The organism is Planococcus sp. ISL-110 (assembly GCF_018613575.1).
Lineage (GTDB): Bacteria > Bacillota > Bacilli > Bacillales_A > Planococcaceae > Planococcus.
This window is the reverse complement of sequence record NZ_JAGGPX010000026.1, coordinates 35,412-43,930: the sequence shown is the minus strand read 5'-3', so window position 1 is coordinate 43,930 and position 8,519 is coordinate 35,412. Positions and strand designations below refer to the sequence as shown.

Here is an 8,519-nt window from a genome sequence, read left to right as displayed (position 1 = left end):
TGTAGTTTTTCAGTGGCCTCGGAAATTCCGCCATGCTTTTTTATTCACCTTTAAATTCTGGTTTGCGTTTCTCGACAAATGCCTGTATGCCTTCCAGGTGATCGGCTGATTTCCGCATGGCTGCTTGCGCTGCCGCTTCCATCTCCAGTACCTGCTCCAATTCATCGACTTTCAATTGATGCAGGATATGCTTAGATGCCAATTTTGCGCTGACCGGCGACGCGATTGTTTCAGCAGCATAGGCTTCTGCCTGTTGGAGCCCGCGCCCTTCGGCAGTCACTTCCTCGATGAGGCCTTTCGCGAGCGCATCACGCGCTTTTAAGGTTTGCCCTGCCCAAATGATCTGCTGGGCTTTTGGCACGCCGACACGTTCTTTCAGGAAGAAATGGCCACCGCCATCAGGCACAAGTCCGATGCCGATAAAATTCATAGCCAATTTGCTGTTTTCTTCGGCAATCACATGATCACATGCTAACGCCATGCTAAACCCGAGCCCAGCCGATGCCCCATGAACTGCTGCAACCGTGATCTGCGGCAGCGTATAGAGCGCTTTTGCCAACCGGCTGACATCTTTCATGACCAATTCGATATCCATCGGATTTTCGGGATCCATCATTTCCTTGATATCCCCGCCAGCGGAGAACGCCTTTCCTTCTCCCCGGATAATCAGCACCTGCACTGTGCTGTCCTGCAGCAGGGATTCAAAGCAATCCGCCAATTCTTTCATCATCGTTCCGTTCATGGCGTTCATCGATTTCGGGCGATTCAGCACCAAGTGGCCGATTCGTCCTTGTTTCGTCAATTCAATCGTTTCATACATAAAAAAAGACACCCCTTCGTAAAAATGAATTGTCATTCACCTTTACGTATTCGGTGTCTCTCTCTACTATTCCTTTATTTCGGAAAAAATTACATGCTTTCGTATAAAGACTGTACCGGTTTGATCAAGACACGGTTTACTTCTTCGATCATTTGGCTCAATCCCATTTCGGCTTCAAGCATTGCCAGGATTTTTTCATTTTGCTGAGCTTCCTGTGCAGTGCTTTGTGCGTTCATCATTTCTTCTTCAGAGATTTCTTCACCTTGTGTCTGTTTTTGCTGAAGAGAAATTTGCAAATCGCGGAAGCTCTTGAACAATTCGTTTGCTTCGTTGTCTGAAGTTACTTGCGCTACAGCCTCTTCCAATTTCTTGAACTCGTCTGTTGAACGGAACGTATTTTCCAATTTGTTGATGTCGTCATAAATGTTTACTGCCATTTTCATCATTCTCCTCTGTAGTTAGTTTAGTATCATGACGAAGATTCCCTGGAAGACTCCGATGAATCCTCCTAGAAAAGCGCCCAATACGGTAATCATCTTAAATTCTCTCCGTGATATCCCTAGCACCAATTCTTCAAGGCGGCTGAGCGGCAGAGAATCGACTTGCTCTTTCACCATACCTTCCATATCGATCTTCAATATGGTTTCTTCCAGTTTACGCTCTCCTTGTTCGAAGACAAAGTCTGTCACAAGTGGAGTAATATTGACACTTGTCCATTCTAACCCTCCAGGCCAAGTCTCTGCAAGTGTTCCGTTTAAACGTCTGGATACTGCTGCTTTTTCACGGACATATTGCTTTACTGCTGCCAAGGCCGGCTCAAAGTCAAATTCCTTCAGCAACTCGTCTACTCTCCGGTCCTGCACCTTCTCCCACTCACTGTAAGCCAAGGTGCCCACCAGCTCAAAGGTTTTCGGTGAATTTAGGAATTTGATGATTTCCGGTTGAATACGGTCGACTAACGGCTTCGACTCCCCGAGCAGCGAATGCAGCATATGGCCAAAGCGCCCACGTGATTCGAGAAACTCATCCAGCAGAGACTTGATGGTCTGTCTGCCATGCGGCGATTCAAAATAAGCCGTTCCTTGATCAATCGCATACTGCACGCCTTCGAACAGCTTCGTCTCAGCTTCTGCTTTCCAATTATCGGGCATCAGTTCACGGATGGTCTTTCCGGCTATATAGGATTGCAGCGAATCTTTCTGGATCTCGACCAGTTCATCCAGTTTAGCTTCGATTTTCACATCCATGCCAGTTTGTCCGGCTGCAAGCAGCCATTCATTGAACGACTTTGAAGAAGCAAACAGGTGCTTGTTGAGTTGCCGGTTGATCCACTTTTCTGTTTTTATGTGCATCTCTTTATTGAAAAATCGCTTTTTGAACGTTTCCGGAGTCAAGAGATGCTCAACGACTGTACGGCCCAGCTGACGGGATAATTCATCGCGCCGTTTCGGGATGAGTCCCGGAGTCAGCGGAATTCGCCATTTGCCGACGTACTTTGCCTCGTAAGGCCAAAAAAGCATTTTAATCGCCAGGTGATTGGTGACGCCACCAATCAATGCACCTACGACCGCCATAAAAGCTAAAGTCCATATAATGTTCACTGTTGTCACTCTTTTCTTTTCTGCTTTGTGTATTTGTGGGAATCCCCTATAATGAAAGGAGTAAGGCAAAAGGGGGATCTGCATGCTACAGCATTTTAAATTCAAGCCGATGTTCGAAAATCGTCAACTGCCGGGATGGGACATTTCCTTCTTTTACAAAAACGAGCGGATTACCGGAGAATACCATCCGGATGGCAGCATTGTGTGGAGCTCAAAGCCTCCTCAAGACGAAGAGGCCATCAAAACAATGATTCATGAGCTGATGCTCTATCATGTATACGACTAAAGCGCTGGAAAGTTCCAGCGCTTTTTTTCGTCCGCTCTTTCAATTATAGGGAAGGCCGGCCAAATTTAACAGCGATAGCTTCGTCAAAGCAGAAAAAAGGGAATGTCCTTTACCCAATGGATTGGGTTCGGGACATTCCTGATTGAATTTTGTACATCTGGAAATAGGTGCCGCCCAGCTTCATCAATTCCTCGTGGGAGCCCGCTTCTGCAATTTCCCCTTTTTCCAATACCAGTATGCGATCGGCATTTTTGATTGTCGACAGCCGATGGGCAATGATGAACGTGGTTCTGCCTTTTTTCAATACGTCCATGGCATGTTGGATAATTTCTTCAGTCTCTGTGTCGATATTGGAGGTCGCTTCATCCAGGATCAAAATCGCTGGATCGAACGCCAATGCGCGGGCAAAAGACACCAATTGCCGCTGTCCGGAGGAAAGCGTACTGCCTTTTTCCACCACCGGCTCATCAATTCCTTTCGGCAAGTGGTTCAATACCCGCTCGCCTCCAACTGCAGCAAGAGCATCTATGACCATGTCCCTGGTGATCCGTTCGTCGCCGAGCGTGACATTTGATTCGATTGTTCCGCTGAACAGGTAAGGATCCTGCAGCACAATGCCCATATGCTGCCTGACCGATTGTCTTGGCATGTCATTAATATTGATGCCATCAATCGTAATCGTGCCTTTGGAAACATCATAAAAACGGAACAACAGGTTCATGATGGAACTTTTCCCGGAGCCGGTGTGGCCGACCAACGCTACTGTTTCTCCCTGCTTTGCTTCAAAGGAAAGATCTTTCAGGACATATTCATGTTCCTTATAAGCAAACCAAACTTTTTCGAAACGGACATTGCCTTGATAACGCGCGAGTTTTTTATCCACGACTGCTTCGCCGCTTTGATCCAGCAAACGGAATACCCGTTCAGCGGCAACCAATGCCTGCTCCAGGCGGCCAAACTGATTGACGATGCCGCTGATTGGATTGAACAGCCGGATGATGTAGTCGATAAACGCGTACAGCACACCGACCGTAACTACTGCGCTCCCTGATATGGAGGCTCCTCCAAAATACCAGACAAACAAGATAAAGGTCATGGATCGCAGCACGCCTACCAAGTTATAGGAAGCCGCTCCTTCAAGCACCAATAATTTCTTTTGGTATTTGTAATGCTCATTGTTCATTTCTTCAAATTCATCTTTCATTTTGCGTTCCCGGCGGAATGCTTGGATAATGGTCATCCCCTGGATCGATTCGTTGATCATGGCATTCATTTCACTGACTTTCTCCCGCACCACATGATTGTAGCGGGCTGCATATTTGCGGTAAATCAGCATCCAAATATAGAGCATCGGTATCAGAACCAATGTCATGGCCGCCATTTTCCAGTCGAGATAAAACAGCGCAACATAAATGCCGCCCATATACATAAAGCTTGTCGCAAATTGAGACAGCACCGTCACAAACAGATCCCGAATCGCTTCTGTGTCGTTGGTGATGCGCGATACTACTTTTCCAGCCGGCAAGTTATCAAAATAACGGATCGGCAAGGTTTGTGTATGTTCATAAACATCATTGCGCATCTTCCGGATAATCCGGTTGGCTCCTTTTTGCAAAAGAATGGATTGCCAGTAACGGAAAATCGCTGTCACGATAGCCAGTGCAAAGAACAAAGCCAGTAGATAAGCGATTGGCTCGAAATTTACCGTAGCGCCTGATGATACCGCTATGTGATTGTCAATGATTTCTTTGGCGATCAGCGGCGCTGCCAGATCGGCAGCCACTGCGATGGCCAGCATCACCAACCCCCAAATCAGAACGCCTTTGAAATTCAGTGCATATTGTACTAATCGTTTTCCTGTCCCCATGTCTACACCTCCTCGATTTGCTGTCGGAGGAATTGTTCGTTATACCAGCCTTTTGTTTTCAGCAAATCATCATGAGTCCCTTCTTCTATAATCTTTCCGTCATCAAGCACTACGATCCAATCCGCATGCTTTACCGCAGAGAGCCGGTGCGTAGTGATGATCGTCGTCTTGCCGGAACGTTCTGCCTGGATGTTTTCAATGATGCGCGCTTCTGTTTTCGCGTCGACCGCTGACAATGAATCGTCCAGAATCAGGATTTCCGGGTTTTTGATCAATGCCCGGGCTATTGAAATCCGCTGTTTCTGCCCACCGGACAAGGCTACTCCTTTTTCACCGACCAGTGTATCCAGACCATATGGCAACAAAGCCAGATCTTTTTCAAAGGAGGACAGGCGAAGCGCTTCGATCAGTTCTTCTTCGCTGGCATCCGAATTGCCGAACAGAATGTTTTCCCGAATCGTTCGTGAAAACAGGACATGGTCCTGCGGTACATAACCGATCCAGCTGCGCAATTGGTCTTTCGTCAATTTCTTCAATTCGATGCCATTCATCAAAATGGATCCTTTTCCGGTCGGATACTCTTTCATCAATTGCTTGACGAAAGTCGTTTTCCCGCTGCCGGTCTTGCCAACAACTCCAAGGGTCTGTCCGCTGTTCATCGAAAGATTGATGCCTTGAAGATTAATGGAGCTCGACTGTGGATAAGTAAAGCTGAAATCCTTGAATCCGATCTGTTCCGGACGCCCAGTTTTCACTGGATCTTTCGGATCCGTCACATCTTCCGGATAATCCAGTGTTTCATTGACACGGTCCAGAGATGCATTTCCACGCTGCAGGATATTGATGAGCTCGCCAATTGCAAACATCGGCCAAACGATCATGCCAAGATAAACGTTGAACGCTACTAAATCTCCCAGTGATATGGCGCCCTCAGCCACTAAAAATGCTCCATAGCCGAGGCCTACCATGTAGCTGATGGAAGTCAGCACTTTGGTCACTGGCGCAAACAAAGCGTCAATCCGCTCCACAGCCATGTTTTTTTCATAAACGTCGTCTGTCATATCAGCAAACTGTTGCTCCGAAGCACGTTCCTGGACATAGGCCCTGATTACGCGAACGCCCCCAACAGATTCCAACACACTGTCGTTCATGTCGCCGAACGCTTCCTGTGCTTCCATATAGCGGGCGTGGATTTTCTTGCCCAGCACTTGGACCACAATGGCCAGAATCGGCAGTGGAATCATGGCGAGAAACGTTAACTCCCAGGAAACCAGCATGCCCATAGCGATGATGATTGTTGCCATATACAAAGTGGAATCTGCCAGCGTCAAAATGCCGAATCCGGCTGTTTCTGAAATCGCTTTTAAATCATTGGTGGTACGTGCCATCAAATCTCCTGTGCGATTTTTCTCGTAAAAAGTCGGAGTCATTTTCAGGAACTGTCCCATCAAGCTCGAACGAAGCTGGCGTTCAATGACATATGCCCCACCGAATAATTGGTATTGCCAGACAAAATTGATCAAGTAGGCAAACATCATGGCTGCCGCCAAAACTGCAATATACTGCCACATCAATTCTGCAGTCAACTCTCCCTGCGCAATGGCATCGATGGCGACTCCGATGAGCCAAGGCGGAATAATTTCTAAAATATTTGCAATGAAGAGCAGAACAATCGCGGTGGTGTACCGCAGCCAATTTTCTTTAAAAAACCATTTTAATTTCCATAGCACATCAAACATCGTTTACGCCTTCTTTCTTTTTTCCAAATCCGCTAATCGCCTTCTAACGATTCCTTGACCATGATTTTCCCTTTGTGAAGTATTTTCATCTCCAACAGCTCCAAGTTGATTTTTTAAAAAACAATTTTAAAAACTGATCAAACCACAAAAAAACGCGCGCCTCGTTTATGGGCGCACGCTCATGAAAACAGGACAATTTTACAGACCTGTCCCGAATATTTCTATTTCCGAAATAAGTTCAGAAAAAAAATACAGGAGGGCCTGACAATGATATTAAACTGACTTTTTTAACAATTTTAATCTTTTTCATTATCAAACCCTCCATTTCCTTTTATTTGTTAATTCAAGAGTACCAAAGTCTTTTTTGAATTGTCAACTTTTTTTGAAAATACTTTCTTGCCATAAAAATAGCGATGTTTCATTCTAAAGCTTGAGGGTAATTTAACACTAAGAGAAAAGGACGGGGTGAGGGAATGTATAATAACATCGCAGTAGCATATGATGGATCTGAAGGAAGTCGGATTGCACTCGAACAAGCAGTGGAATTAGTCAAAGCACTGCCAGATGCCAAACTTTCCGTAATCTATGTCAACGAAGAATACCGTGAAAGTGTCGGCTATATGGATGTAGGAAATGCTTCAGCTCCAGTAGTTTCAGCAAATGTTGATAGCCAGTATGCTCAGTTTATGCCTCCCGGAATTGGAGATGACGGCTTCAGTCCACCAAGGGAATATGATAATTCAGCCGTAGAGTATTCAAAGTACATGCACAATTCCATCCAGCAGCAACTGGATGCGCAGAATATCCAAGCATCTGTGCTCGCTCTCGAAGGCAACGCCGCTAAAACAATTGCCGCTTTCATCGAGGAACAGAATATCGACTTACTGGTGATTGGCAACAGCGGAAAATCAGGAATGCAGAAATTCTTTGTCGGATCAGTAAGCAAAAAGTTGATCAAGGATTCGCCAAGTTCGATATTAGTAGTCAAATAAAAGATCCGATCTGCTGGCAAAAAGGATGACTGCCGGAAGATCGGATTTTCGCGCTTAAAAATGAATAATTATCACAATTTCATCACAAAATTGGTAGTTTATTTCCCTATTGGATGGGTAAAGATTACTAGTACCAAAAAATCATTTGACCAACAGGAAGAAGGGATCACCCATGCCAAGACATACTGTTTATTTTTTATCTTCCCACCAGCATCGGGGTCTAATGGCTGAAATTTGGGCTAATCGGCTCATGCTTCCTGATTGGGAAATTCGCAGCGCTGCCTGGACAAAAGGTTCTCCATCCTCTTTCAATGAAATGCCCTTGGAAATAATGAAAGAAGTCATATTGGATTTACCGGAAGTCGAAGCGCGTACCTATAATACGGAGGAAGTCAGCGAGGCTGATTTGATTATCGCTTTGCACGACGGAGAATTGGAGCAGGGAGACATTCCATCTGATTTGCCCAGCAAGAAACTGCTGCGCTGGGACATCCGCAATCCGGAGCTGCGCAGTACCGACAGCACAGAACAATGGGCACTTTATCAAGAGATTTGCGATGAAATCGCAATAAACATAAAAAACATGGAATCCTATTTCCGTGCAGACTACGTATAAAACCTTCACCGAAATTACCGGTGAAGGTTTTATTTGCACTTTGGCTGCGCGGCTTATGCCCGTCAGAGCTATACGGGCGCTTCCGCTTTTCTTGTTGTCCAGACTCCAGCGCCCAGCTCTTTGGGTCATAAGCCATCCCGACTGTGCGGCAAAGAACGCCGCTTCGCCGGTCTGTCTTATGCCCTTCAGAGCTATACGGGCGCTTCCGCTTTTCTTGTTGTCCAGACTCCAGCGCCTAGAACCTCGGGGTCTTAAGTCCGCTTGCCTGTGCGGCTGAAAACACGCCACTTCGGCAAACTGCCTTAAGCCCGTCGGTTCTAGACAGGCGCTTACGCTTTTCTTGGTGTCCAGACTCCAGCGCCCAGCTCTTTGGGTCATAAGCCATCCCGACTGTGCGGCAAAGAACGCCGCTTCGCCGGTCTGTCTTATGCCCTTCAGAGCTATACGGGCGCTTCCGCTTTTCTTGTTGTCCAGACTCCAGCGCCTAGAACCTCGGGGTCTTAAGTCCGCTTGCCTGTGCGGCTGAAAACACGCCACTTCGGCAAACCGCCTTAAGCCCGTCGGTTCTAGACAGGCGCTTCCGCTTTTCTTGTTGTCC

The 8,519-nt window shown here is 46.5% G+C and carries 8 protein-coding genes; 3 read left to right on the top strand and 5 right to left on the bottom strand.

Translation table 11 applies throughout. The annotated features are described in order from the left end of the window. Nucleotides 1-40: 40 nt before the first annotated feature. The 3 genes from J7I83_RS15060 to J7I83_RS15050 all read right to left on the bottom strand — a co-directional run bounded on the left by J7I83_RS15060 (nucleotide 41) and on the right by J7I83_RS15050 (nucleotide 2,394). Nucleotides 41-820: an enoyl-CoA hydratase gene (locus J7I83_RS15060; protein ID WP_215102041.1), complete on the bottom strand. Its 780-nt coding sequence runs from the start codon at nucleotides 818-820 to the stop codon at nucleotides 41-43. Between the two features lie 89 nt (nucleotides 821-909). Then, nucleotides 910-1,257, bottom strand: coding sequence for a YlbF family regulator (locus J7I83_RS15055; RefSeq protein ID WP_215102039.1), 348 nt, complete (start codon nucleotides 1,255-1,257; stop codon nucleotides 910-912). Nucleotides 1,258-1,278: 21 nt separating this feature from the next. Continuing rightward, nucleotides 1,279-2,394, bottom strand: a complete 1,116-nt coding sequence (locus J7I83_RS15050) for a DUF445 family protein (RefSeq protein ID WP_215102043.1) — start codon at nucleotides 2,392-2,394, stop codon at nucleotides 1,279-1,281. A gap of 109 nt (nucleotides 2,395-2,503) precedes the next feature. On the opposite strand from J7I83_RS15050, the gene J7I83_RS15045 reads away from it, so the two are divergent. Then, entirely contained in the window at nucleotides 2,504-2,707 is a 204-nt protein-coding gene (locus tag J7I83_RS15045; protein ID WP_215102036.1) for a YheE family protein, read from the top strand. Nucleotides 2,708-2,816: 109 nt separating this feature from the next. Here J7I83_RS15045 and J7I83_RS15040 read toward each other — a convergent pair whose 3' ends face one another. Together J7I83_RS15040 and J7I83_RS15035 are read right to left on the bottom strand one after the other, a co-directional pair. After that, on the bottom strand, nucleotides 2,817-4,574 hold the full coding sequence (locus J7I83_RS15040; RefSeq protein WP_215102034.1) for an ABC transporter ATP-binding protein: 1,758 nt from the start codon (nucleotides 4,572-4,574) through the stop codon (nucleotides 2,817-2,819). Nucleotides 4,575-4,576: 2 nt separating this feature from the next. Beyond that, nucleotides 4,577-6,313: an ABC transporter ATP-binding protein gene (locus J7I83_RS15035; RefSeq protein ID WP_215102032.1), complete on the bottom strand. Its 1,737-nt coding sequence runs from the start codon at nucleotides 6,311-6,313 to the stop codon at nucleotides 4,577-4,579. Between the two features lie 473 nt (nucleotides 6,314-6,786). On the opposite strand from J7I83_RS15035, the gene J7I83_RS15030 reads away from it, so the two are divergent. Next, complete coding sequence (locus tag J7I83_RS15030) at nucleotides 6,787-7,305, top strand: universal stress protein (protein WP_215102030.1); 519 nt, start codon at nucleotides 6,787-6,789, stop codon at nucleotides 7,303-7,305. Between the two features lie 172 nt (nucleotides 7,306-7,477). After that, on the top strand, nucleotides 7,478-7,921 hold the full coding sequence (locus tag J7I83_RS15025) for an arsenate-mycothiol transferase ArsC (RefSeq protein WP_215102028.1): 444 nt from the start codon (nucleotides 7,478-7,480) through the stop codon (nucleotides 7,919-7,921). Nucleotides 7,922-8,519 lie beyond the last annotated feature (598 nt).